21 protein-coding genes and 1 riboswitch are annotated in these 21,699 nt (G+C 68.5%); of the genes, 9 read left to right on the forward strand and 12 right to left on the reverse strand.

The genetic code is table 11. The features are described from left to right. Window positions 1-9 precede the first annotated feature (9 nt). Window positions 10-1,953, reverse strand: coding sequence for a TonB-dependent receptor (locus tag ABFD52_00450; GenBank protein MEN6559230.1), 1,944 nt, complete (start codon window positions 1,951-1,953; stop codon window positions 10-12). A gap of 58 nt (window positions 1,954-2,011) precedes the next feature. Beyond that, window positions 2,012-2,189, reverse strand: a riboswitch (cobalamin riboswitch). A gap of 610 nt (window positions 2,190-2,799) precedes the next feature. On the opposite strand from ABFD52_00450, the gene ABFD52_00455 reads away from it, so the two are divergent. Beyond that, complete coding sequence (locus ABFD52_00455) at window positions 2,800-4,221, forward strand: pyridoxal-dependent decarboxylase (protein MEN6559231.1); 1,422 nt, start codon at window positions 2,800-2,802, stop codon at window positions 4,219-4,221. Here ABFD52_00455 and tsaA read toward each other — a convergent pair whose 3' ends face one another. The 4 genes from tsaA to ABFD52_00475 form a co-directional block, all read right to left on the reverse strand. Continuing rightward, window positions 4,222-4,725: a tRNA (N6-threonylcarbamoyladenosine(37)-N6)-methyltransferase TrmO gene (gene tsaA, locus ABFD52_00460; protein ID MEN6559232.1), complete on the reverse strand. Its 504-nt coding sequence runs from the start codon at window positions 4,723-4,725 to the stop codon at window positions 4,222-4,224. After that, a complete protein-coding gene (locus tag ABFD52_00465; GenBank protein ID MEN6559233.1) occupies window positions 4,701-5,666 on the reverse strand; it encodes a branched-chain amino acid transaminase in 966 nt (321 codons plus the stop codon). The genes tsaA and ABFD52_00465 overlap by 25 nt, the downstream gene beginning before the upstream one ends. 223 nt (window positions 5,667-5,889) lie before the next feature. Continuing rightward, window positions 5,890-6,834 (reverse strand): radical SAM protein, encoded by a 945-nt coding sequence (locus ABFD52_00470; GenBank protein MEN6559234.1) that lies wholly within the window; start codon window positions 6,832-6,834, stop codon window positions 5,890-5,892. Next, window positions 6,834-7,037 carry a DUF6485 family protein gene (locus tag ABFD52_00475; GenBank protein ID MEN6559235.1) on the reverse strand — a complete coding sequence of 68 codons (204 nt, stop codon included), beginning with the start codon at window positions 7,035-7,037 and terminating at the stop codon, window positions 6,834-6,836. The genes ABFD52_00470 and ABFD52_00475 overlap by 1 nt, the downstream gene beginning before the upstream one ends. A 271-nt stretch (window positions 7,038-7,308) precedes the next feature. Between ABFD52_00475 and queF the strand changes: the two genes are divergently transcribed. Next, on the forward strand, window positions 7,309-7,707 hold the full coding sequence (gene queF / locus ABFD52_00480) for a preQ(1) synthase (protein ID MEN6559236.1): 399 nt from the start codon (window positions 7,309-7,311) through the stop codon (window positions 7,705-7,707). A gap of 62 nt (window positions 7,708-7,769) precedes the next feature. Beyond that, window positions 7,770-8,744, forward strand: coding sequence for a DMT family transporter (locus ABFD52_00485; protein MEN6559237.1), 975 nt, complete (start codon window positions 7,770-7,772; stop codon window positions 8,742-8,744). On the opposite strand, the gene ABFD52_00490 is transcribed toward ABFD52_00485, so the two are convergent. From ABFD52_00490 to queC, 3 genes are read right to left on the reverse strand one after another with little or no spacing between them, the layout of a single operon-like run. Next, window positions 8,729-9,358 (reverse strand): 7-carboxy-7-deazaguanine synthase QueE, encoded by a 630-nt coding sequence (locus tag ABFD52_00490; protein ID MEN6559238.1) that lies wholly within the window; start codon window positions 9,356-9,358, stop codon window positions 8,729-8,731. The genes ABFD52_00485 and ABFD52_00490 overlap by 16 nt on opposite strands. Then, window positions 9,327-9,674, reverse strand: coding sequence for a 6-carboxytetrahydropterin synthase (locus tag ABFD52_00495; GenBank protein MEN6559239.1), 348 nt, complete (start codon window positions 9,672-9,674; stop codon window positions 9,327-9,329). Before ABFD52_00495 ends, ABFD52_00490 begins: the two co-directional genes overlap by 32 nt. Continuing rightward, window positions 9,671-10,366, reverse strand: a complete 696-nt coding sequence (gene queC, locus ABFD52_00500) for a 7-cyano-7-deazaguanine synthase QueC (GenBank protein ID MEN6559240.1) — start codon at window positions 10,364-10,366, stop codon at window positions 9,671-9,673. Before queC ends, ABFD52_00495 begins: the two co-directional genes overlap by 4 nt. A 144-nt stretch (window positions 10,367-10,510) precedes the next feature. On the opposite strand from queC, the gene ABFD52_00505 reads away from it, so the two are divergent. From ABFD52_00505 to ABFD52_00530, 6 genes are all read left to right on the forward strand, one after another. After that, entirely contained in the window at window positions 10,511-11,347 is an 837-nt protein-coding gene (locus ABFD52_00505; GenBank protein MEN6559241.1) for a hypothetical protein, read from the forward strand. 50 nt (window positions 11,348-11,397) lie between these two features. After that, window positions 11,398-12,648: a sodium:proton antiporter gene (locus ABFD52_00510; protein ID MEN6559242.1), complete on the forward strand. Its 1,251-nt coding sequence runs from the start codon at window positions 11,398-11,400 to the stop codon at window positions 12,646-12,648. Window positions 12,649-12,925: 277 nt separating this feature from the next. Further along, window positions 12,926-14,035: a D-alanine--D-alanine ligase gene (locus ABFD52_00515; GenBank protein MEN6559243.1), complete on the forward strand. Its 1,110-nt coding sequence runs from the start codon at window positions 12,926-12,928 to the stop codon at window positions 14,033-14,035. Continuing rightward, on the forward strand, window positions 14,032-15,066 hold the full coding sequence (locus ABFD52_00520; protein MEN6559244.1) for an ATP-grasp domain-containing protein: 1,035 nt from the start codon (window positions 14,032-14,034) through the stop codon (window positions 15,064-15,066). The genes ABFD52_00515 and ABFD52_00520 overlap by 4 nt, the downstream gene beginning before the upstream one ends. Continuing rightward, complete coding sequence (locus ABFD52_00525) at window positions 15,038-15,511, forward strand: GNAT family N-acetyltransferase (protein MEN6559245.1); 474 nt, start codon at window positions 15,038-15,040, stop codon at window positions 15,509-15,511. Before ABFD52_00520 ends, ABFD52_00525 begins: the two co-directional genes overlap by 29 nt. Window positions 15,512-15,522: 11 nt before the next feature. Next, on the forward strand, window positions 15,523-16,635 hold the full coding sequence (locus ABFD52_00530) for a KamA family radical SAM protein (GenBank protein MEN6559246.1): 1,113 nt from the start codon (window positions 15,523-15,525) through the stop codon (window positions 16,633-16,635). A gap of 160 nt (window positions 16,636-16,795) precedes the next feature. Here the strand turns inward: ABFD52_00530 and ABFD52_00535 are convergent, their stop codons facing one another. The 4 genes from ABFD52_00535 to ABFD52_00550 are packed head-to-tail and all read right to left on the reverse strand — an operon-like array spanning window position 16,796 to window position 21,688. Next, window positions 16,796-18,985 (reverse strand): hypothetical protein, encoded by a 2,190-nt coding sequence (locus tag ABFD52_00535; protein ID MEN6559247.1) that lies wholly within the window; start codon window positions 18,983-18,985, stop codon window positions 16,796-16,798. Window positions 18,986-18,990: 5 nt separating this feature from the next. Continuing rightward, entirely contained in the window at window positions 18,991-19,506 is a 516-nt protein-coding gene (locus ABFD52_00540; GenBank protein MEN6559248.1) for a dCMP deaminase family protein, read from the reverse strand. Beyond that, window positions 19,503-20,048: an AAA family ATPase gene (locus tag ABFD52_00545; GenBank protein ID MEN6559249.1), complete on the reverse strand. Its 546-nt coding sequence runs from the start codon at window positions 20,046-20,048 to the stop codon at window positions 19,503-19,505. The genes ABFD52_00540 and ABFD52_00545 overlap by 4 nt, the downstream gene beginning before the upstream one ends. Further along, window positions 20,045-21,688, reverse strand: coding sequence for an aldehyde dehydrogenase family protein (locus tag ABFD52_00550; GenBank protein ID MEN6559250.1), 1,644 nt, complete (start codon window positions 21,686-21,688; stop codon window positions 20,045-20,047). The genes ABFD52_00545 and ABFD52_00550 overlap by 4 nt, the downstream gene beginning before the upstream one ends. Window positions 21,689-21,699 lie beyond the last annotated feature (11 nt).

The raw sequence follows: 21,699 nt of genomic DNA on the forward strand, positions 1-21,699 counted from the left end.
CGGGGAAGGTCAGATCGTCATCCGGAAGCCGGTGCGGGCGGCGAGGCCGGGTGAGCCGTAGCCCCAGACGGTCTGGTAGCGGGCGTCGAGGATGTTGTCGACGCGGAGGAAGATCTGGAGCCGCGGGCCGACGGGGGCCGTCACGACGGCGTTCAGGAGGACGTAGCCCGGCAGGGCGACAGTCGGGTACGGGTAGGCGCTGTAGTCCCGGTCGAGGCGCCGGCCGACCCAGAGGGCTTCGGCGGACAGATCGAACCGGCCGAAGAGGCGGCAGCCGGCTTCGGCCGAGAACTTGTCCCGGGGCCGGCGCAGCAGCTCCGTGCCCGCTTCCGTGTCCCGGGCCGAGAGGCGGGTGTAGGAGGCCCGCAGCCGGGCGCCCTCCGCCGGCGCGGCCTCGGCCGAGACCTCGAGGCCCCTGGTCCTGGCCCGGCCGATGTTGACGTAGCCGGCCGCATAATCGAAATCGACCAGGTCGCGGAACGCGTTCTCGAACCAGGTCAGCCCGAGGAGAACGCGGCTCCCGGCCAGGCGCTGCTCGATCCCCGCGTCCCAGCCCAAGGCCCGCTCGGCGCGGAGCGCGGGATTGCCCACCGGCCCGAACGAGGTCGACGGCGCGAAGAGCTGATAGAGGGAGGGCGACTTGAAGCCCGTCCCGATGGTCGCCTTCAGGCGCGTTCCCGTGGCGGGGATGACGTAGGCAGGAGCGACGCGGAACGTGACCGAGGCGCCGGCCCGGCTGTGGCGGTCGGCCCGGACGCCGGCCGTGAGGAAGAAGCGATCCCGCGTCTCCCAGTGGTCGAGCAGATAGACTCCGGCCGAGCCGGCCCGGGCCGAGGGGAAGCTCGACTCGTAAGGGCCGTAGGCGCTCACCGAGACGTACCGGGACCGCCCCGTTTCCTCTCCGATCTCCAGGCCGGCCGTGAGGGTGTGCGACGGCCGGAGGAACAGGTTGTTCTGCCAGTCGAGCTTGAACAGGCCGCTGCGGTAGAGGCCCTGGTCGCTTTCGTCAGGATGCGCCGCGTCGATCGGGTTGTCGTTGTCGCGGCGGGCGCCGACCCAGGAGAGAGACAGCGTGCGCTCCCAGCGCCCGTCCCGGGCGAGGTCCCGGTACTGTCCGCGGACGAGGAGGCTGCCGTACCTCTCGACGCTGTTGGGGTCGTCCCCTCCGGGGCCGCCGAAATTGTCGAGCTCGGTCCGGTCCCGGACGGCCCGGACGGTGAGGGCGAGCCGGGACTCCGGCCGCGGCGCGTAGCCGAAATGGGCGGCCAGGCTCAGATCCCGATAGCCGTCCTTCTCCGTGTTCCCCGCATAGGACGAGGAGGCCGCCGACACGCCGGCGGTCCGCTCGTGGAAGAAGGCCAGGGAGTACTCGGTCCTGGAGCCCGACCCGGACAGGGCCGCTTCCGCGGCCGCCGTGCCGAGGGTGTCGGTTGACGAGGCCAGGGTCAGGCGGGGCCGGCCCCGGCCGGCCCGGGTGATGATGTTGATGACGCCGCCGAGCGCGTCCGACCCGTAAAGCAGGCCCTGCGGGCCGCGGAGGATCTCGATCCGCTCGACCTGGCTGAGCGGCAGGTGCGAGATGTCGTAGGAGCGCGAGGGATTGATCGGGTCGTTGAGCTCGACGCCGTCGAGGAGAAAGAGGGTGTGCTCGCTGTTGGCGCCGCGGATCGAGACCGAGGCCGCCGCCCCCGGGCCGCCGTTCCGGGCGGTCGAGAGGCCCAGGACGTCCTCGAGAGCGTCAAGGGCGAAGGTCCGGCCGGTGCGCGCGAGCTCCTCGCCGCTGACGACGGCGAGCGAGCTGCCGACCTTCTTTTCCGGGGTCTCGAGGCGCGTGGCCGTGACGACGACATCGTGCTTGAGGGTCGCGCCGGCCTGGACCTGGGCATCCTGGGCGAGAAGAGAAAAGGGGAAGAGCGCGGCGAGGGCCGCGGGGACGAGGATCCTTCGGATCATGGCAGGAGCTCCATTGCCGCCCCCGCCGCTTTTCGCTCTCCGTCTTCCACCCGAAGACCGGACGACCGAGGCCTTGACAAGGTATCCTGACTCCCGGATCGTCCTCCTCCCGAGCCTTCCAGCCTCGCGGCCGTGGCGTTCCTCGGGATTCGTCCCCGGATACAGTAGCGGGGGCTGTGTCCGCTTATAACGGACTTCCCTTCGAAAAAGGCCGTCGCCATGATAGGACAATTTTCCCGTCCGGTCAAACGATTAGTCCGGGACAGGATGAAACCGGTCGGCTCTTCCCCCATATTTCGGCTCCCTCCCGCGGCGGCGGGAGGCAATACCCGGTTTTTGAACTCGGCCCCCCGGCTCAGGAGGGAGGCCGCCCTGATCCGCGCCTTCAGATCAGGGCAGCCTCGACGAGGGATTGGGGTTTATCGACGATATCTGAAAGGAGGTCTTGGCTGGCCATTCTCGTCACTCATTAGCCAATACCGCGGCGGGAGGGATTTCGTTGCATGCCGGGAAGGCCGGCGGGGCTGGAGAGAGGGCGGACGATCAGGCGGACCTTCAGGCAGACAGACAGAAATGCAATTTTGTGATTTTTTTTCTGAACCCCGCTCGCTAACTATTTCCAATTATACCACAAGCCGCCGGGGGATTCAACCGTTTTAACCGAGTTTCCATAAATTGTGCTCCTGGCCGGCCGCCGGGCGGCTTTCAGGGCTAAAAGAGGCCCTTTTTGCCGCTTTCCGCGGATTCTGCTTCGGCGGCCTTCCGGCCTGGAGGTTTCCCCTGAAAAAAGGTATAGTGAACAACGCTTTCGGGGCGGGGGAAACGGCCCTGATCGGGGAGTTCTTCATGAAAAACGAGGATTTTCGTCGTGCCGGGCACCAATTCGTGGACTGGATCGCCGATTATTTCGCGAATATCGAGAAATACCCCGTTGTCTCGCGCCTCGAGCCCGGGGACGTCAAGAAGATGATCCCGGCGGTGCCGCCCGTGCGGGGCGAGGCGATGGAAGCCATCTTCAAGGATTTCGAGGATATCATCCTGCCCGGCGTCACCCATTGGCAGCACCCGGGCTGGTTCGCCTACTTCCCGGCCAACAACAGTCCCGCCTCCGTCCTCGGCGAGCTCCTGACGGCCGGGATCGGGGCCCAGTGCATGTCCTGGCAGACCTCGCCCGCGGCGACCGAGCTCGAAGAGGTCGTCATGGACTGGCTCCGGCAGATGATCGGGCTTCCGGTGGGGTTCTCGGGGGTCATACAGGACACCGCTTCGACGTCCACCCTCTGCGCCATGCTTTCGGCCCGGGAGAAGGCGACCGGCTTCGGATCGAACGAATCCGGCCTGCCGGGCCTGACGCCCCCGCTGACGGCTTACGCCTCCGAGGAGGTCCACTCGAGCGCCGACAAGGGGGTCCGGATCGCCGGGATCGGCAAGATGAACTTCCGCAAGCTGCCTACCGACGGCCGCTTCGCCCTGATCCCGGAGAAGCTCGAGGAGGCCCTGATCCGGGACCGGGAGGCCGGGCTCGTCCCGGCCTTCGCCATGGCCACGGCGGGCACCACCTCATCCGGGGCCATCGACCCCCTGCGGGCCGTCGGCGAGATCTGCCGGAAGCACGGGGTCTGGTTCCATATCGACGCTGCCTGGGCCGGGACGGCCGCGCTCCTGCCCGAGAAGCGCTGGATCCTCGACGGGGCCGAGCTGGCCGACTCCCTCGTCTTCAACCCCCACAAATGGATGGCCACCAATTTCGACTGTTCGGCCTACTTCGTGCGCGACCCGGCCGCCCTCGTCCGCACCTTCGAGATCCACCCCGAATACCTCAAGACGGGCGTCGATGCCAAGGTCAGGAACTATCGCGATTGGGGCATTCCGCTGGGCCGCCGCTTCCGGGCCCTCAAGCTCTGGTTCGTCCTCCGCAGCTACGGCGTCGAGGGCCTTCAGGCCATGGTCCGCGAGCACATCCGGCTGGCCGGGCTGGTCAAGGACTGGGTCGAGGCCGACCGCCGCTTCGAGCTCCTGGCGCCGGTCGACCTCGGGCTCGTCTGTTTCCGGCTCAACGACGGCCGCGGCGAGGCCGGCCTCGACGAACTCAACCGCCGCTTCCTGGCCCGGATCAACGCCGGGGGCACGGTTTTCCTGACCCACACGACGCTCCGGGACCGGTTCACGCTCCGGTTCGTCGTCGGCGCCCGGACGACCGAGGAGCGCCATGTCCGGGCCGCCTGGGACGTCGTCTCGGCGGCCGCGGCCGCGGTCCTGCGGCCCTGATCAGCGCCCGGGGCGCCGGTCCCGCCGTGCCCGCTGTGTCCGGCCCGTCCGGATATGCGACTTCCGGTCGCGGCCGGTGTACGGCTTGATGTCGAGGACGGGCGTCCCGTCGATGAGGTCGAGGCCTGAGACCTCGAGGACCCGGCCGTTCCGGCGAAGGAGCTTGAGGACGCTCAGGCCGAGAGGATTGGGGCGGTGCGGCGACCGGCTGGCGAAGACGCCGCGCGGCTCGGTCTCGCCGGGCGGGGTGACCTTCAGCTTGGCCCCGCCGGCCCGGTGGAACTGGAACAGGACGATGATATGGGAGAAAGCCTCCAGGCCCTCGAGGCCGGCGGCGAACTCCGGGCAGACCTCGATCTCTCCCTTGGACCGTTCGAAGAACCGGGCCGGGGCGAAAGCCGGCGGAGGCAGGTCGGCCGGCTCCCTGTAGGGCGAGCGGACCACGCCGATCGGCCGCAGCCGCAGCGGCCGGCCGGGCCTCACTTCCCGACGTACGTCAGCCACTTCTCGTAGCGCGGATCGCGGCCGGAAGCGGCCTCGGCGAAGGCCTTGATCATGCCCAGGGCGACCGGGCCGGGCTTGCCCGCGCCGATCGTGTGCTTGACCGACGGGGCGGTCGTGTCCGACGCGTCCGTGACCTCGACGATGGGGATGACCTCGACGGCGGTGCCGCAGTAGAAGGCCTCGTCCGCGCCGAACAGGTCCTCCTTGGTGATCGGGCCGACCACGGTCTTGTAGCCGAGATCGCGGCCGAGCTCGAGGAGGCTCGTCCGGGTGATGCCTTCCAGGGCCGATTCGAGCCGGCCGTTGGTGACGAGCGTGTTGTCCTTGACGATGAAGACGTTCTGGCCGGGCCCCTCGGCGATGCGGCCCTCCATGTTCAGGAAAATGGCCTCGTCGTAGCCCTTCTCGCGGGCCTCGAGGCCGGCGATCGTCGACTGGACATAGACGCCGCCGAGCTTGGCCCTCATGTTGAACTGGGTATGATGGACGCGGCGCAGGGGGATGATGCAGGCATGGACGCCCCGGTCCGCGTTCTCGCCGAGGTAGGCGGCCCATTCCCAGGCGCTGATGGCCAGCTCGACGGGGCAGGCCTTGGGCACGAGCCCGAGGTTGCCGTAGGAGTAGAAGAACAGGGGGCGGATATAGCAACTGTCGAGCCCGTTGACGCGGACCGTGTCCAGGATGGCCTTGGTGACCTGCTCATCGGTGTACGGCACGTTCATCTTGAGCACGCCGGCCGAGAGGAAGAAGCGGTCGTTGTGCTCCCGGAGCCGGAAAACGGCCGGGCCCTTGGCGGTGCTGTAGGCCCGGATGCCCTCGAAAACGCAGCTGCCGTAATGCAGGGCGTGCATCATCGGGTGGAAGCCGCCCTCCGACCAATCGTAGAATTTGCCCTGATACCAGTATTTCTTGGCCTTGGGGAAGTTGGTGTTGGGAAACATGGGGACTCCTTTGCGGACTTGAACCCGGGCGTCGGGTGGGATCCTTGTTAGGGAAGGGCCGCTCGCTCCGGAGATGATAGAAGCTTGTTTGAAGAAGGCACGACCTCGTCTAACGATGGGGGGAAGATGGCCCGGGCCTTCGTTAGAAGAAATATTATCACAACGGGCGGGATCCTGTAAAGCCGAACGGGGGCCCGAAAGACGCGCCCGTCAAAAGAGCCCGTCAGGCCCGCCCGGCGGGGCCGCCGTAGTAGTAGGTTTTTCCCCCGTGGACGCGTTTCGCCACCCGGACTCGCCCGAGGAGCGCGGCGAGGGCCTTGAGCACCTCGTCGCGGTGACGGCCAAGGGCGGAAGCGATGTCGGCGGCCGTCTGGGGACGCCGCCGGACGGTGGCCAGGATGGCCTTTTCGAGGCCGCCCGCGGCCGGGGCCTGCTTTCTTTCAGGAAAGGAGGCGACAACCTCCGCCCGGGGGCCGAGCCTGGCCCCTATGCGGGCCAGGGCGGCCGGGCTGAGCGGCGCGGCCCGAAGGTCGGCGGGGGGCCGGACGACGGTGTTGAGCTCGATCCGGTCCGGACGGATGCGGGCCACAGCCGCTTCGAGGGCGCGGACGGCCGCCGGGGAGTCGTTGACGCCCTTGACCAGCATGACCTCGAGGCGGATCTGGCCGGCGAACTCCTCGCGGAAGCGGGCCAGGCCTTCTATGATCCGCCGGTTGTTCAGGGACCGGTGGGGCCTGTTAACGCGGCGGAAAAGCGGCGCGGAAACGGCGTCGAGCGAGGGCACGACGACGTCGGCCGCGGCCAGCTCGCGGCGGACGTCCTTGCGGTTGAGGAGCGTGCCGTTCGTCAGGACGACGACGGGGACCTTGGTCATCTTCTTGATGGACCGGATGAGGAGGCCGAGGTCCCGGCAGAGGGTCGGCTCTCCCGAACCCGAGAAGGTCACGGCGTCGATCCGCTGGCCGGAGCCGAGCGCCTCCCGGACCTGGGCCAGGATCTCGCGCGGCGGGAACCAGCGACCGCGGCGCACCGTGGTCCGGCCGGTCGAGCCGAGCTGGCAATAGACGCAGTCAAGGGTGCAGGTCTTGAAGGGGATGACGTCGACGCCCAGGGAAAAGCCCAGGCGCCGCGAGGCCACCGGGCCATAGACGAAGCGGCGGCCGGCCATCAGGCCCGGTCCTTGTAGATCTCGATGAACCGGCGTAGGGACCGGTCGTATGTCCGCTCGTCCTTGTCGGGGAACAGGCAAGCCGGCAGCTCCCGGTTCCGCCAGTGGTAGGCCAGGCAGTCGCAGCAGACGCCCTTCCGGCTGCATGGCTCATACGTGCAGTTGCAGCGGGTCCTGTTCTTCGCGCTCTTGCATTCGCTCATGCGGGGCCTCTTTATAAAGGAAGTTGCTTCCCTATTATAGGGATTCCCGCCCGTTCGGGAAATGTCCCGGTTTGCGTTGCCCTGATTTATTGAATTGACACGTGTCCTGGTAGGCAAGGGAACGCACCATGGAATCCGCCCCGATCGCCTGTTGAAAAGGCGCCCGATCCTTCCGTGAATCCCTGCCCTCGTCCAGATGCATACGTGACACCTTGTCCGGTCCGGCCGATTCGTGTATCATAGGCCCCTTCAAGGAGTTAGTGAGGAACCCATGCCAGGATACACGGACCGCGAGGCCAAGGCCGGTCTCGATGCCAAGCTGCCGCCGATCGAGACCTTCGCCAACCAGTTCCCGGATTACGAGATCACGATCGAGTTCCCCGAATTCACCTCGGTCTGCCCGAAGACCGGCCTGCCCGACTTCGGAACGATCCAGATCCAGTACGTTCCCGTCGGGCGCGTCCTCGAGCTCAAGTCGCTCAAGGAGTATTTCCTGGCCTATCGCAACCTGGGCATCTTTTACGAGAACGTCGTCAACCGCATCCTAGAGGACATCGTCCGCGCCTGCAAGCCCGCCGGCGCCCTCGTCCGGGGCGAGTTCAATCCCCGCGGCGGCCTGACCTCGGTCGTCGAGGCCCGTTATCCGAGGTCCCGGCGGCGGCGGCCCTGAGGGGCGGTGCCGGCCCGCGCCAGGACGTCACTCCCGCCGGGAAGCGACCCCCTAAGAATATCATGGACCGACCGACTAACGGCTCCCGCATGGGCCGGACCGACCTGCTGATGCTGCTGGTCGTCCTGCTCTGGGCCGTCAACGTCTCGGTCATCAAGATCGGCCTGCGCTCGCTTTCGCCCCACGCCTTCAACGCCGCCCGCCTGGTCCTGGCCGCGCTCGCCTACGCCGTCGTGCTCGCGGTCCGGCCGGCCCGGCCCGGCCGGTCCCGCCGGGGCGACGGCTGGAAGGCCGCCGCCCTGGGCCTGCTGGGCATCACGTTCTACCAGGTCTTCTTCATCAGGGGCGTCAGCCTGATGCCCGCCTCGACCGCCTCGATCGTCATGGGCACGAGCCCCGTCTTCATCGCCGTGCTGGCCACGGTCTTCGGCGAGGAGCGCATCCCGCCGGCCGGCTGGGCCGGCATCGCCATCTCCTTCGCCGGATTCATGCTTGTCGTCGCCGGGGAGAACGGCGGGCTGGCCTTCACCTGGGAGGCCTGGCGCGGGGCCGTGCTGATCCTGGTGGCCAATGTTTTCTGGGCCGGCTACACGGTCTTTTCCCGGCCGCTCCTCGAACGGAACTCGGCCTTCCGCGTGGCCGGCCAGGGCGCCATCTTCGGCACGGCCGTCTATCTGCCGTTCGCGGCCAGGGACCTGGCCCGGGTCTCCTGGGACCGCGTCCCGTGGCAGGGCTGGGCGGCCATCGCCTATGCCGGGCTCATCGCCATCTTCCTCTGCTTCGCGATCTGGTACGAATCGGTCCAGGCCGTGGGCAGCGCCAAGACCGGGATCTACAGCAACCTGTCGCCCATTCTGACCATCTTCTTCGCCGGTCTTCTCCTCGGCGAGCGCCTGGCCGCGCTCCAGGCCGTCGGCGCGGCGGTCACCCTGGCCGGGGTCTACCTCACCCGGTCGGGCTACCGGTTCTTCGAGCGGAAGGGCGCACCGGCGATCGAGGCGGGCGGCGGCCGGCGGGCCGGTCAGCGGAACCCGTAGATCTTGTGGAGCTGGACGGAGAGGCGGAGCCCATCGATCCCGGCCCGGCCGGCGTCCTCGAGAAGGCGGACGGCCTTCTTCATGCTCCACCCGGCGTTCGATTCGGGCTGGAGGATGACCGGCGTCGTCAGCGGGAAGGCGGCCCTCACGGCCCGGACGTCATCCAGGCAGAGAGGGCGGCAGACGACGAGCTTGACCTCGCGGGCCTTTTTCCGGGATGCCGGGTGGACCGCGTAGCCGGGCGGCTTGGGCGAAACCGAGAGCCAGTCCGCGTCGGGATCGGGAGGGAAGGTCCCGTTCGATTCGATCTGGACCAGGAAGCCCCCGGCGTGGAGGCGCTTGACGAGCGGCCGGACGTTCTGGGCCAGAGGCTCGCCGCCCGTCAGGCAGACCCAGGTCGTGGGATATCCGCCGCGGAGGCGCTCGACCTCGGCGGCGATGGCCTCGACGGACCACTGGCGGCCGCCGCGCCAGGCCGTTTTCGTGTCGCAGAAGCCGCAGCGGAGGTTGCAGCCGGCCAGCCGGACGAAGATGGTCGGCTCGCCCTGGCGCAGGCCTTCGCCCTGAGGCGAGGCGAAGATCTCAATCGTCTTCAGCGTAGGCGGCCGACGCATCCTCGGACTCCCAGACGGTCACGGCTTCGACCGGGTATTTCTTTCTGAGCTCGCCGTAGAAGTGGCGGGCCAGGTTCTCTGCCGACGGATTGAAGGCGAAGACCTCGTTGAGCAGGGCGTGGTCGGGCAGCACGGCGGCCAGGTCCTTCTTGATCTCGGTGAAATCGAAGCCCAGGCCGGTCCGGTCCAGCTCGCGGACGGCGATGGCGACCTCGACCTGGAAGGTGTGGCCGTGGACCTTCTCGCACTTGCCTTTGTATTCCTGGAGATAATGGGCGGCCGAGAACTTGTCCCGGACCTTCAGCGTCCAGCTCATCGGGAACCTCCCTTTCGCAGGCGGGCCAGGAGCGGGTCCTCGCGGCCGACGGCCTTCCAGGCCCGGGCCCGGAAGCGGCAGGACGAGCACGTCCCGCAGGGGCGCTCCGCGCCGGCGTAGCACGAGACCGAATAGGAATAGTCGGCGCCGAGGCCGAGCCCCAGCCGGATGATGTCCGTTTTGCCCAGGCCCAGGAGCGGCGCGAGGATCCGGGGCCGGGGCCCGCCGAACGCGGCCCGGGTGCCGGCCCGGACGGCCCGCTCCATGGCCGTGACGAAAGCGCGGGTCGTATCGGGGTAGTCGGGCGAATCCTCGACGTGGAAGCCGCAGACGAGATCGCGGATGCCGCGGGCCTCGGCCCAGGCGGCGGCCAGCGCCAGGAAGATGCCGTTGCGGAAGGGGACGTACGTCGCCGGCGGGCCGGCCGGCGACGTGGGCCGGCGGGGCGAGCGGGGGAGGGGGATCCGGGGATCGGTCAGGGCCGAGCCGCCGACCGGCCGGAGGTCGACCTTGAGGATAGTATGCGGGACGCCCAGGCGGCCGGCCGTCTTCCGGGCCATCGCGATCTCGACGCGATGGCGCTGGCCGTAGTCGAAGGTCAGGGCCCGGACGTCGTCGCACCGGGAGCGGGCCCAGGCGAGCGCGGTCGTGGAATCGAGCCCGCCCGAGAACAGCACAACGCAGGATCTCACGTATTCGACTCCGCCCCGATGATAATGGACGGCGGGGGGAATATCAACCCGGCCATGGCGGCGGAAGGAGCGGGGCGGCCCCCGGCGCCCGTTCCCGTTGTTTGACAGTCCCGGGAGGGGGTGGTATATCTTGAGGTTCCGAAGATGAGCGAAGAAAAGATCAAGGAAGGCGTCGCCGGGGTCGTCCGGATCTACGAGCTCCTCGACCGCGTCCGCACGCGGCGGGACCTGGACATCCGGGACGATCAGTTCGATTTCACTGTCATGCTCGAAGCCGCCCGGTACGCGGGCCGGCGCCGCATCCCCCTGAGCCTGATCGATACCGGCCGGCTCGGCCTCGAAGAGATGGAGTCCCTGGCCAAGGCCGGCGCCCGCATCCTGACGTCCGACGAGGCCAGGCCGCGGGCCGCGGAATGGGAGATCCTGCAGCGGGCCAGCCGCGACGGCGGCACCCGCCTTTCCGTGCTCTGGAACGGCCCGCTCTCCGAGCCCGAAGGGGCGGGGGCGATCTCGCTCCAGGCGCTGACCGACCTCCTCGAGAAGGGGGTGGACTTCCATGTTTCGAACAGGACCCGGCCCCGGGACCCGGCGCGCCTGGCCGAGCTGGCCGCGGCGGCCCGCAAGGGCCGGGCGTTCTTCGTCATCTATCATGCCGGTCCCCTGGCCGAGGGCCTGGCCGCGCCGGCCGCGCACCGGGCCTGGATCCACTTCTCCGACGGATCGATCGCCGACGGGGCGGCCGGGGCCCAGGCCGTCGTTCTCGCCGCGGCCGCGGCGAAGGCGGGCTCCCGGGCCGTCGTCCACATCGAGCGCGGGCTCGGCCGGGAGCTCCTCGAGGAACTTTGGGAGGCCGGGGCGGCGCTTCTTTTCCGGACGCCGCCGAGCGACGACCGGTCCCTGCTCCGGCCGATCGAGCGGAAAGCGGCCAGGCGGAAGCTTCCGGCCCGCGCCTACCGCATCTCGACCGCCTTCCTGCCCTGAGCGCTCCGATCCCTTGAAAAACGGGGGCGTTCCGCTACAATACGCCTCTTATGGACGCGCACCAGCTGGGACAGACACTGCCGCTGTGGGGGATCGTTCCCTTCGTGGGGCTCCTCCTGTCCATCGCCTTCGTGCCGCTCAAGGCCCCCCATTTCTGGGAGAGCCACAAGAACAAGGGACTGGTCGCGTTCCTCTGGGCCCTGCCCGTCGCCGGCTACTTCCTCCTCAACGCGCCGCATGAGCTGGCCCTGTCGATCAAGGACTACGCCTCGTTCCTGCTCCTGCTCACGGCCCTGTTCATCGTCTCCGGCGGCATCGTCCTCAAGGGCGACCTCAAGGCCACGCCCGAGGTCAACACGCTGTTCCTCCTGGTCGGCGCCATCCTGGCCAATTTCATCGGCACGACCGGCGCGAGCATGCTCCTCATCCGGCCGCTGCTCAAGACCAATTCCGAGCGCAAGTTCACCAGGCACATCCCGATCTTCTTCATCTTCCTCGTCTCGAACATCGGCGGCCTGCTGACCCCGCTCGGCGATCCGCCGCTGTTCATGGGCTTCATCAAGGGCGTGCCCTTCTTCTGGACCCTGCGCCTGTGGCCGATCTGGGCGACCATGGTCGGCGGCACGCTGCTGATGTTCTACATCTACGACGGCCTCCAGTACCGCAAGGAGGCGTGCCGGGACCTGATCCGGGACCGCCGGCGGGCCGAGCCGCTGCGCCTGACTGGGACGATCAACTTCGTCTGGGCGGCCGGGATCGTCGCGGGCATCTTCCTGCCCTTTCCCCAGCGCGAGGGCCTGCTCATCCTCATGGCCGTACTGTCGCTCCTGACGACCCGGCGCCAGTGCCGGATCGACAACGGCTTCAACTACAACCCGATCCTCGAAGTGGCCATCCTGTTCGCCGGCATCTTCGTGACCATGACCCCGGCGCTCCTCATTCTGAACGCCCGCGCCGGCCAGCTCGGCCTGTCCCATCCCTGGCAGTTCTTCTGGACGACGGGCGCCCTGTCGTCCTTCCTCGACAACACGCCGACCTACCTGGCCTTCCTCTCCATGGCCCAGGGGCTCGGCCTCCACGGCCCGGTCGCGGGCATCTCGACGGTCTTCCTCCAGGCGATCAGCGCCGGCGCCGTCTGCATGGGCGCGAACTCCTACATCGGCAACGGCCCGAATTTCATGGTCAAGGTCATCGCCGAGGAATACAAGCTGAAGATGCCGTCGTTCTTCGGCTACATGGCCTACTCGATGCTCTTCCTCGTGCCCCTCTATGTCGTCGTGACGCTGGTCTTCTTCAGGTAAACCGTCCGGCAACCCCGCCATGAACTCCTTGTTCGATCTCCTCCTGGACGGGACCGCGGCAGCGGGCCGTCCGCGCCGGCCCGGTTTCGCTTCCGGCGGGACGGCCGGCCGCGCGGCGACGCTACTAATAGCGCGGGCGGAGGCGCCTTCTACAAAAAAAAGTGGTCGCCGGCCAGAAAAGACTTGACAATTGGTTCAAATGCTCTATAAATGAAAATGAATTTGAAGAACGGTCGCGAGGAACGACGAAAGATCCAGCGGAAAGAGGAATTCAACGATGAAAGTCGCTTTGCTGTATAGCTCGAAGGCCGGCATGGAGGCCACTCTCTCCTGCCGCCGCGACGAGCACAAGGACGAGGAGGACGAGCCTCCACTGCCGAACGACATGCTCGCCGAGTGCGACTCGGACGAGACGATCGCCGCGGTCGGGCATGCTCTCCAGGAACGACACCAGGTCCTCTTCATCGAGTCCGATGAGAAGGCCTACGGCCGGCTGAAACGCCAGCGCCCGCACCTGGTCTTCAATATCGCCGAGCGCGTCATCGGCCCCAACCGCGAATCGCACATCCCGACCGTCTGCGAGATGCTGGACATCCCCTACACCGGATCAGACCCGCTGACGCTCGGCATCTGCCTCGACAAGTCGCGGGCCAAGGAGATCCTGTCCTACCACCGGATCCCCAACCCGGCCTTCTGGATCGTCGAGTCGGCCGCGGCCATCCCGGCGAGCGTGCGCCTGCCGGCCATCGTCAAGCCGCTGACCGAGGGCTCGAGCAAGGGCATCAAGAACAATTCCCTCGTCCGGACGCTGGGCGAGCTCTACGAGCGCGTCGACGAGGTCGTGACGGCCTACAAGCAGCCGGTCATCGTCGAGCGGTTCCTGGCCGGCCGCGAGTTCACGGTCGGCGTCCTGGGCAACGCGCCGAACTACGAGGTCCTGCCCATCGTCGAGATCGATCACGGCCAGCTCCCCGCCGGGGCGGCCCCCATATATTCCTATGAGGCCAAGTGGCTCTGGGACACGAGGGAAAAGCCCCTCGAGATCTTCAAGTGCCCGGCGCCCATCCCCGGCGTCCTCCAGGCCAAGATCGAGGACATCGTCGCCCGGACCTGCGCGGTCCTGCGCATCCGGGACTGGTGCCGGGTCGACGTCCGGCTCGACGAGAAGGGCGAGCCCAACATCCTCGAGGTCAATCCGCTGCCGGGCATCCTGCCCCGCCCCGAGGACAATTCCTGCCTGCCCAAGGCGGCCCGGACCGCCGGGTATTCCTATTCGGACCTGATCCACAGGGTCGTGGAGGAGGCCGCCAAGCGCTGCGGCCTCCGTCAAACGCGCGTCCGGCCCGCGGCGAGCGAACGGCCGGCGGTCCTCGCGGATCGTGCATGATCCCAGCCCCAACGATCGCCATCGTCTTCAACGCCTACGAACCGAGACCGACAGCGGCGGCGGAGCGTTTGTCGGAGGAGTCCGTGGCGGAGATGGCCCAGCAGGCGCACGACGCCGTTCGCTCGCTGGGGCTCGGCGCGACGCTCATCCCGCTGCAGAGGAGCCTGCTCAACTTCGCCGGCCGGATCCGGGAGGTCAACCCGGACGTGCTGATCAACCTCTGCGAGGGCTACTACGGCCGGCCCCAGTGGGAATCGAACGTGGCCGGGATCTTCGAGCTCATGAGCCTGAGCTTCACCGGGAGCGCGGCCAAGACCCTGGCCTTCTGCCAGGACAAGTTCAAAGCCAAGGCCGTGCTCCGCGCGGCCGGGCTGCCGACGGCGCCGGCCCAGCTCATGATCACCGGGGACGAGCCCCTGGAGCTGCGCTTCCCGCTCATCGTCAAGCCCAACGCCGAGGACGCGAGCCTGGGCATCTATCCTCACTCCGTCGTCCGGGACGAGCCGGCGCTGCGGCAGCAGGTCCGGCGCTGCCTGGACAATTATCGGCAGCCGGTCCTGGTCGAGGCCTTCATCGACGGCCGGGAGTTCAACGTCTCGGTCATGGAGGACGGCGCGGTGACGCCGCTGCCGGTCTCCGAGATCGATTTCTCGGCCTTGCCCAAGGACATGCCGCGCATCCTCGGCTACGAGGCCAAGTGGTTCGAGGACAATCCGCTCTACCAGAAAACCCCGCCCATCTGCCCGGCGCCGATCGACGACGAGCTCCGGGCCAGGCTCCAGGGACTGGCCGCCGCGGCCTTCCGGACCATGGGCTGCCGGGACTACGCGCGGGTGGATTTCCGCATGGACGCCAAGGGCCGGCCGTTCATCCTCGAGGTCAATCCCAATCCCGATATCAGCACCAACGCGGGGTACGCCCGGGCGCTCAAGGCGGCCGGGATCGAGTACGCCGGGTTCTGGAGCGTCATGGTGCAGAACGCCCTGGCCAGGAAGGTCGTCAATGATCCGGCGGATGCAGGCGGGCGATAAGGCGGCCGTGCTCGGGCTCGTCCGGGCCACGGGCTTCTTCACGGAGCCCGAGGTCGTCGTGGCCGAGGAGCTCATCGACGTTTTCCTCGACCGGCCCGAGCAGAAGGATTATGACGTCGTGGTGGTCGAGGACCAGGCCGGGGCGCCGGCCGGCTATCTGACCTGGGGCCCGACGCCGCTGGCCGAGGACGTTTACGACCTCTACTGGATGGCCGTGGCGCCTGCCCAGCAGGGCCTTGGCCGCGGCAAGGAGATGGTCCGCTGGCTCGAGGCCGAGGTCGGCCGCCGGAACGGGCGGCTGATCCTCATCGAAACCTCGTCGCAGCCGAAGTACCACGGCACGCGGCAGTTCTATATCGGTTTGGGGTATCGGGAGGTCGCCCGGGTGCCCGATTATTACCGGCCCGGCGACGATCGCGTCATATACGCGAAGTATCTTCGTTAGGAGTCATGGAGATGGACGACTGGCAACGACTGCTCAAAGGCGCTCTCAGGAAGCCCGAGGAGATCGCCCAAAAGTTCGGTCTTGACGTCGAGGAGGTCCGCCGGATCGCCAAGGTGTTCAAGATCCAGATCACGCCCTACTATGCCGGGCTGATCAAGGAGCGGGGCGACGCCATGTGGCGCCAGATGGTCCCCGATCCGGCCGAGCTGAAGGAGGACACGGGGGTGGCCGACCCGCTCGAGGAGGACGCCGATTCCCCGGTGCCGAGCATCGTTCACCGCTATCCGGACCGCTGCCTGTTCCTTGTCTCGCACAGCTGCGCCTCGTATTGCCGCTTCTGCACGCGGAAGAGGAAGGTCGGCGATCCGTCGAAGATCCACCCGCGCTACATCGAGGACGGGCTCGCCTACATCCGGGCCCACGAGGAGATCCGCGACGTCATCGTCTCGGGCGGCGACCCGCTCATGCTCAGCGATCGCCGCCTCGAGGCGATCATCAAGGGCCTCCGGGCCATCCCGCACATCGAGATCATCCGCATCGGCACGCGCGTGCCCTGCGTCCTGCCTCAGCGGGTCACCGAGAAGCTCGCGGCCATGCTCAAGAAGTACCACCCGCTCTACGTCAACGTGCATTTCAACCACCCCGACGAGATCACGCCGGAATCGTCCCGGGCCCTGGGCCTGCTGGCCGATGCCGGCATCCCGCTGGGGAACCAGACCGTGCTGCTCAAGGGCGTCAACGACGACCCTCTGGTGATGCGCCGGCTCATGCAGAAGCTGCTGTCCGTGCGGGTCCGGCCCTACTACATTTACCAGGCTGACTACGTCTCGGGGACCGAGCACCTGCGGACGAGCGTCGAGAAGGGACTCGAGGTCATGGAGAACCTGCGCGGCTGGACCTCCGGATTGGCCGTGCCCTACTACTGCATCGACGCGCCTGGAGGCGGCGGCAAGATCCCGCTCCTGCCGAAATACCTGCAGTCCATCACCGACGAGCAGGTCGTCCTGCGCAATTACGCCGGCGAGTTGTTCGTCTATCCGCAGGTGAAGACCAAGCCGAAGCGCCGGCCCCGGCCGGCCGTCGCCCCCTGCTACAGCTTCGAAGGCGGCCCCCCGATGCCATGATGGGGGACCAATAAGAGCGGACCGAACCTTCGCAAAGAGGGGACCAGGTCTTCGTAAAAATCCGCTGCGGCCCGCTCCTGCCGCGATCCGTACTGGCCGCCGCGGGGTGAACCGCCCGCCGCAGTCAGCCCCGGCCGGGGCCGTCCAGGTTCGCCCCTTCTTATCTCAGCGATTCCAGGTACTTGCCCAGGCCGGCCGCTTTCACGATGGCCAGCGTCTCCTCGCCGCCGAGGCCCCGCTTCTCCTTGAGCGACTCGAGGATGCGGATGATCGAGAAGGCCACCTCGGCCGTCTGTCCCCCCTCCGCCTGCCGGTCCTTGAGATAGGAGATGGCGTCATACAGGACGGCGTTGGCTTCGCCATAGCTGACGGGGTCCCGAGAGCCATGGGCCGCGACCCACTTCGGCGTGCCGAGGATGTCGTTGACGTGCGACTGGATGAGGTAGGTGGCCCGGCCGATGAGCTTGAGGTTGCTCGGGCTGACGTTGGTCATGGTGTTCCCGACGACCTTGCCCAGCTTGGCCATGACCGCGGTCGAGTGGGCGTTGAGAAGCATCTTGGCCGCCATCTGCTGGCGCAGGCCGAAAGGATCGGCTTCGGCCCGGACGGACACCGGCACCGCCACGAGCCGGCCGGCCGCGCCCGCCCAGCGTCGCCGGACCCGCTCGGCGAGCTCCGGGAACTCCTTCGCCGGCCGGGCGGAGAGGATGATGACGCCGGCGTCGGCGCCCCCCGCCGCGGCCAGCCGCAGGACCTTGACGAACGAGGACCCGGGATCGTCGAAGGCCCGGTCCTCCGGGGTCATGGCGACGAGGACGCACAGATCGCCCTTCTTCGGCCCCCGGCCCTCCGTGTTCGCGTCGGACAGCGAGAAGTCGTAGAGCCCGGCCTGATCGTCGCCCGCCTTCTTCAGGCTCTCGAGGGCCGCCCGCCGCAGGTACGGGTCCGCGACCTCTGTCTCGAACGGCTGCCGGTAGATCTCCGCCTTCAGGCCCCGGAAGGGGCGGCCCAGGAAGGCGCGCCAGGCCTCCGCCGGGGTCGCGGCCTTCGTCCAGACCTGGATCCAGCACTTCCTCTTCGGCTCCCGGACCGTGTCCAGCGGCGCCAGCCGGAAGGTCGGGCTCCGCTCGGTGCTGTCGATGAACACGGTGATCAGGCCGCGCTCGGCGTAATAGGTCGAGAAACGCCCGCCGGCGTAGGCGGCCGCCTCGAGATCGGTCAGGGCGGCCAGCTCCGGCAGCGCCGCCCGGGCCCCGGCCAGTACGCCGCTGAAATCGGCCAGCCTGGCCGCGACGCTCGTCCCGCCCCGGGACCGGCCGCCGGCGAAGCCGAGCTTCTCCATGTCCCGCGGGCCGAGGACGGGCGCCAGGACGCGCTCCACCGCCGTTTCGACGATGGCCGCCACGACGTACGTTTCGATCGTCGTGGCCTGCATCCGCGTCGAACCGGTGATGGCCTGCGGCCCGGTCGTCAGGTTGATCTTGGTGATGCCCGGCTCGGTCAGGACGCTCCGGCTGCGGTCGAAGGGCATCAGCCGCTCGTCGGGGTTGTTGTAGACGAAGTAGAGCTTCTTGCGGCTCTCGGCGGGATCGTACCCGGGTTCCGCCTTCCACTCGTCGAGCGCGGCCAGCACGGTCCCGATGACCGATGAAGTCTCCCCGCCTTCGGTGACGCAGATGACAACGTCGCCCTTGGCCACGCCCCGGTCATGGAGCTGGAGCCGCCCGATGAGCTGCAGGTCCTCGAAGCCCTCGAGCGAGCTGATGAGGGCCCGGTCCGCGCCGGTCATCTCGCCGACGAGGCCGGCCTCGATCCCGTCTTTCGCCGGGAGGCGTCCGGCCGCCTTCTTCCAGATCCGGGCGTCGGCCTTGACCGCGCGCCAGAAGGGGCGCCAGAAGGCGCTCTCCATCTGCTTGGCCAGCCGCCCCGTCGCGCCGCAGCCGTAGATGTAGATCTTCCGGCCGCCGAGGATGGCCGTCTCGACCGCCCGGGCCGCCTGTTCAAGCGCCTCGGGCGCCGCGGCCAGCTCCTCCAGCCTGGCCAGGACGTCGTCGTCGACCGACGAGAGCATGCGCAGCCCGGCCTGGGTGTCCTCGCGGACCCGTTCCCCGAGGTACCAGGTTTTTGGATGCCGCTGCTCGGTCAGAAGGGTGTGCAGCTGGAACTGGGTCTTGTTCTGGACATAATCGACGGACTCGGCCGACGGCTCGATCCCCAGCAGCTTGAGCAGCCCGCCCGGGGGCGCGCCCGCCGCCTGCCGGTCCTGCCCTGCGCCTGCCGCCAGCCCGCCGCCCAGCAGGACCGCCGCGGCCGCCGCCAGCCAGAAGCTCCTCTTGGCCCGGGCGGACATCGGCCTCAGTCCTTCCCGTACTGGCGCTCGTCGTCGAGGATGTCGCGGGCCTGCCAATCCCGGATCCAGTCCTCGACGCTGAAGACCTGGGCCCCGCCCCCGGCCGCCGAGCAGACGACCCGGCCGAGGCCGCAGTTGACGATCATCTTCTTGCAGATGAAGCAGGGGAGGGCGTTGATCGGCTTCTCGCCCTCCGGCTCGCTGCCGTAGATGTACATGTCCCCTCCGAGCAGGCTGACCCCGGCCCGGGCCGCGTTGATGATGGCGTTCTGCTCGGCGTGAACGCTGCGGCAGAGCTCGTAGCGCTGGCCGTGGGGGATGGCCAGCCGGTCCCGCAGGCAGAAGCCGTGCTCGAGGCTGTCCTTGGTCTTCCGGGGCGCGCCGACGTAGCCCGTCGAGATGATCTGGTCGTCCCGGACGATGATGGCCCCGATGGACCGCCGGAAACACGTGCTCCGGCGCGAGACCTCCTTGGCGATGCCCAGGTAATACTGGTCCTTGGACGTTCTCTGCGGCCTCATGCGACCTCCTCGAGCTTGCGCTGGAATTCTGCCAGGGTCCCGTCGTTGACGATCAGGCGGTCGGCCGCCGCCAGGCAGGCCTCGAGCTGCTGGGCCCCGGCCCCGCCGGCCCGCTCCTGGCCCTCTTTCTTCCGGAAGGTCTCGAGATCGCCGGCCGATTCGTCCCGGCCCCGGCGCGCCGCCCGGGCGAACCGCAGCTCGATCGGCGCGTCGATGGCCAGCAGGAGGAAGCCCTCCTGGCGCCGGAGGAACTCGATCTCGCGCAGGTTGCGGATGCTGTCGATGACCGCCCGCTCGCCAGGACCGATCTTGGCCATCGTCCGCCGGGCCAGGACGTCGGGGCCGAAGCTGCGCCGCAGATCGTTGCCGGTCCGGATGAGGTTGTCCCGGCTGGCCGGCTCGCCCCGCCGCGCCAGCTCCTCCCGGATGACGTCGGACAGGGAGTGATAGGCGTAGCCCCTGGTCCCGAAATAGGCAGCGGCCTCGCCCTTGCCGGCCCCGTTCGTGCCCGTCAATCCGATCAGCCGCGGCGGCACGGTCATTTTCTGAAAATCCTCGGCAGGGCCCGGACGTAATTCCCGAGCGGCGCGGTGGCCGCGATGCGCCGCCACTCCTTGCGCAGGCCCAGGACGGCCCGCAGCCGGCTCCCGAGGCCCTGGCCATGGAAGGCGGCGATGGCCTTCTCGATGACGCCTTCGAGGCTCCGGTCGTAGGGGAACCACCAGGTCTGCGATCTCTTGCGGAAGAAGTCCATGTCGACGTACTTGATGTCGACGAGCCCGAGCAGGCCGAAGGGGCCATGCGACCGGCCCATGCCGGTCTGCTTGATGCCGCCCCAGATCGCCCGCGGCTCGACGAACGAGTACATGTGGTCGTTGACGGTGACCGACCCGGCCTCCAGGCGCTCGGCGAACCAGGCCGCCCGCTTCCGGTCGCGGGTCCAGACCGAGGCGGTCAGGCCGTAGTCGCTGTCGTTGGCCAGGGCGACGGCCTCGTCGTCGCCGTCGTAGGCCATGATCGGCAGCGTCGGGCCGAACGTTTCCTCGGTCATGCAGCGCATCGTATGATCGACGCCCGTGAGCACGGTCGGCTCGATGAAGTAGCCGGGCAGGCCGGCGACGCGGCCGCCCCCGACCGGGACCGCCGCGCCCCTGGCCCGCGCGTCGGCGATGTGCTCCTCGACGACCGCGAGCTGCCCGGCGTTGGCCATCGGCCCCATGTCGACGCCGGGCTCGAGGGGATCCCCGACCCGGACCTGACGGGCCAGCTCGACGACCCGGGCCGTGAACGCCCCGGCGATCTCCCGGGCGGCGTAGACCCGCTCGATCGACCCGCAGCTCTGGCCGCAGTTCATGAAGGCCGTCCAGACGGCCCCCCGGGCGGCCCGTTCGAGGTCGGCGTCCGGGCAGACGATCATCGGGTCCTTGCCGCCGAGCTCGAGGGCCGCGTTGGTCAGGTTCCGGCCGCAGAGCTCGAGCACCCGCCGGCCGACGCCGACGCTGCCCGTGAACTGGACGCTCCGGATGTCCGGGTGGACGATCATGGCCTCGGCTTCCGGCACGCGGCAGACCACGACGTTGAAAACGCCGGGCGGCAGGCCGGCCTCGACCAGGATCTCGCCGACGGCCAGGGCCGCGAGCGGGGTCGTCGTCGAGGGCCGGAGGACGACGGTGTTGCCCGCGGTCAGGGCGCTGAGCGTGTCGCAGAAGGGGATGAGGAAGGGGAAATTCCAGGGCGAGATGACGAGGGTCGGCCCCAGGGGGTCGAAGCGGAAGGCCGCGGCCTTGTTGAAGAACAGGGGGGTATGGTGGCCGGTCCGCCGCGACCGGAGCAGGCGCCCCTGGCCGCGGCCGTAATAATCGAGGGATTGGAGGGCGCCGAAAACCTCGACCGACAGGGACTCGGGATAGGGCGAGCCCTTTTCCATGGCGATCAGGCGCCCGATCCCGGGGGCCCGCCGGGCCAGGATGTTCTCGGCCCGCTTGAAAACGGCCCGCTTCTCCCGCGGATCGAGACGGCGCCAGGCCGGGCCGGCCTCTTTGGCGGCCCGGACGGCCCGCCCGCAGTCGTCCGGCGAGGCGACCGAGACCTCGCCCACGGGCTCGAGGGTGGCCGGGTTCACGGAGACGAGCTTGTCCGCGGTCTCGACGCGCTCGTTGCCGATGATCAGACGTCCGTCCATGGGGGCGTCCC

The organism is Acidobacteriota bacterium (assembly GCA_039683095.1).
Lineage (GTDB): Bacteria > Acidobacteriota > Aminicenantia > Aminicenantales > Saccharicenantaceae > RBG-16-66-30.

Bases quoted from the DNA above. Each gene is read 5' to 3' on its own strand.
- ABFD52_00450 (MEN6559230.1), bottom strand. From the start codon at position 1,953: ATGATCCGAAGGATCCTCGTCCCCGCGGCCCTCGCCGCGCTCTTCCCC.
- ABFD52_00455 (MEN6559231.1), top strand. From the start codon at position 2,800: ATGAAAAACGAGGATTTTCGTCGTGCCGGGCACCAATTCGTGGACTGG.
- ABFD52_00465 (MEN6559233.1), bottom strand. From the start codon at position 5,666: ATGTTTCCCAACACCAACTTCCCCAAGGCCAAGAAATACTGGTATCAG.
- ABFD52_00470 (MEN6559234.1), bottom strand. From the start codon at position 6,834: ATGGCCGGCCGCCGCTTCGTCTATGGCCCGGTGGCCTCGCGGCGCCTG.
- ABFD52_00475 (MEN6559235.1), bottom strand. From the start codon at position 7,037: ATGAGCGAATGCAAGAGCGCGAAGAACAGGACCCGCTGCAACTGCACG.
- queF (MEN6559236.1), top strand. From the start codon at position 7,309: ATGCCAGGATACACGGACCGCGAGGCCAAGGCCGGTCTCGATGCCAAG.
- ABFD52_00485 (MEN6559237.1), top strand. From the start codon at position 7,770: ATGGACCGACCGACTAACGGCTCCCGCATGGGCCGGACCGACCTGCTG.
- ABFD52_00490 (MEN6559238.1), bottom strand. From the start codon at position 9,358: ATGCGTCGGCCGCCTACGCTGAAGACGATTGAGATCTTCGCCTCGCCT.
- ABFD52_00495 (MEN6559239.1), bottom strand. From the start codon at position 9,674: ATGAGCTGGACGCTGAAGGTCCGGGACAAGTTCTCGGCCGCCCATTAT.
- ABFD52_00505 (MEN6559241.1), top strand. From the start codon at position 10,511: ATGAGCGAAGAAAAGATCAAGGAAGGCGTCGCCGGGGTCGTCCGGATC.
- ABFD52_00510 (MEN6559242.1), top strand. From the start codon at position 11,398: ATGGACGCGCACCAGCTGGGACAGACACTGCCGCTGTGGGGGATCGTT.
- ABFD52_00515 (MEN6559243.1), top strand. From the start codon at position 12,926: ATGAAAGTCGCTTTGCTGTATAGCTCGAAGGCCGGCATGGAGGCCACT.
- ABFD52_00520 (MEN6559244.1), top strand. From the start codon at position 14,032: ATGATCCCAGCCCCAACGATCGCCATCGTCTTCAACGCCTACGAACCG.
- ABFD52_00525 (MEN6559245.1), top strand. From the start codon at position 15,038: ATGATCCGGCGGATGCAGGCGGGCGATAAGGCGGCCGTGCTCGGGCTC.
- ABFD52_00530 (MEN6559246.1), top strand. From the start codon at position 15,523: ATGGACGACTGGCAACGACTGCTCAAAGGCGCTCTCAGGAAGCCCGAG.
- ABFD52_00535 (MEN6559247.1), bottom strand. From the start codon at position 18,985: ATGTCCGCCCGGGCCAAGAGGAGCTTCTGGCTGGCGGCGGCCGCGGCG.
- ABFD52_00540 (MEN6559248.1), bottom strand. From the start codon at position 19,506: ATGAGGCCGCAGAGAACGTCCAAGGACCAGTATTACCTGGGCATCGCC.
- ABFD52_00545 (MEN6559249.1), bottom strand. From the start codon at position 20,048: ATGACCGTGCCGCCGCGGCTGATCGGATTGACGGGCACGAACGGGGCC.
- ABFD52_00550 (MEN6559250.1), bottom strand. From the start codon at position 21,688: ATGGACGGACGTCTGATCATCGGCAACGAGCGCGTCGAGACCGCGGAC.